Source organism: Cereibacter ovatus, assembly GCF_900207575.1.
Taxonomy (GTDB): domain Bacteria; phylum Pseudomonadota; class Alphaproteobacteria; order Rhodobacterales; family Rhodobacteraceae; genus Cereibacter_A; species Cereibacter_A ovatus.
The window spans coordinates 1-1,250 of sequence record NZ_OAOQ01000060.1 but is presented as its reverse complement, the minus strand read 5'-3'; the positions used below and the strand labels follow the sequence as shown (position 1 = coordinate 1,250).

1 pseudogene is annotated in these 1,250 nt (G+C 61.5%); it reads left to right on the top strand.

The features are described from left to right. Positions 1 to 477: 477 nt before the first annotated feature. Positions 478 to 1,167, top strand: a pseudogene (locus tag CRO07_RS18250) (DUF3883 domain-containing protein); the annotation flags it as partial. Positions 1,168 to 1,250 lie beyond the last annotated feature (83 nt).

The window sequence follows — 1,250 nt, the reverse complement described above, 5'->3', positions numbered from 1 at the left end:
CCAGCCTCCATGGAGAAACTCCGTCCTGATCAACATCAGGCTCCAATCAGCCGATTACGACCAAGCCAGGAAGGTGGGGTTCAGGCGACGCTTACGAAGGTTGGATTTCGGACCCATCCCATCCGCCACTTGCACATTGCAAACCCGAAAGCAGGTTCCTCGCGGGGCCTTTTTCTTTATGTGCCAAAGGGGTTTGCAGGGACCATCCGCCCTTCGGAGACTGCCCTGCCGCGCGAGATCGGTCTCCAAACGCTCACCGTCTCTTTCCACCCGCCCCCCGCTCCCGGCAAGACGGGTGAAAAATCCCCATATAATTCAGTGAGCTGACGGGATCGCACTGCGCCCGTGTTTCGCTGGTTCCGGCTTGTCTCAAAGCAGATGGAGGCGCGACACGGGCGGCGTGGTCGTTGGTATGTCTTGGGAGTTTTACGCGAAGTCTCTGATGACAAACGCAGTTTCCGCCCCTAGCCTGGCGCGATGTCAAATGGGGCCTGGAACGATCAAGAGAACGACCTGATCGTCGCGGATTACTTCGCGATGCTGGCCGACGACGTCTGTGGTCGCCCCTACAACAAGGCCGAACACCGGCGTGGGCTTCTGCCGCTGTTGAATGATCGGTCCGAGGGATCGGTCGAGTTCAAGCACCAGAACATCAGCGCCGTGCTTAAGGGGCTGGGTGAGGACTGGATCCCGGGCTATAAGCCTGCCTTCAATTTCCAGCTGACGCTCGTGGATGCCGTGGTGCGCTGGCTGGCGCTGAACCCGGCTTGGCTCGGCCGCCATTCGGGTCCCGGAGCGCCGACTGGCCTAGCGGAGGCACGCACGGTCTGGATCGGGCCGCCGCCTACGTTGTCGAACCAGCCGCCGCCGCAAGAGCTAGAACAGATGCTGCACATCGCCCGCAAATTCGATGTCGCAGCGCGAGACGAGCGAAACCGCGCGCTCGGCCGTGCCGGTGAGGAACGCGTGCTGGCGCACGAATGGGCATCCCTGAAATCAGCGGGCCGTGACGATCTTGCGCGCAAGGTCAGGTGGGTGTCGGAGGAGGATGGCGATGGTGCCGGCTACGATATCGCCAGCTTCGCGCCTGATGGCCGTCCGCGCCTCATCGAGGTGAAGACGACGAACGGCTGGGAACGCACCCCTTTCCACATCGTCCGGCCTGAACAACCGTGAAGTGGTTGATCCAAGGCGATAAACCCGAGGTTTTGGTGGCCATGGCCTGCAGGATTTCATAGGATTCGGCGCGG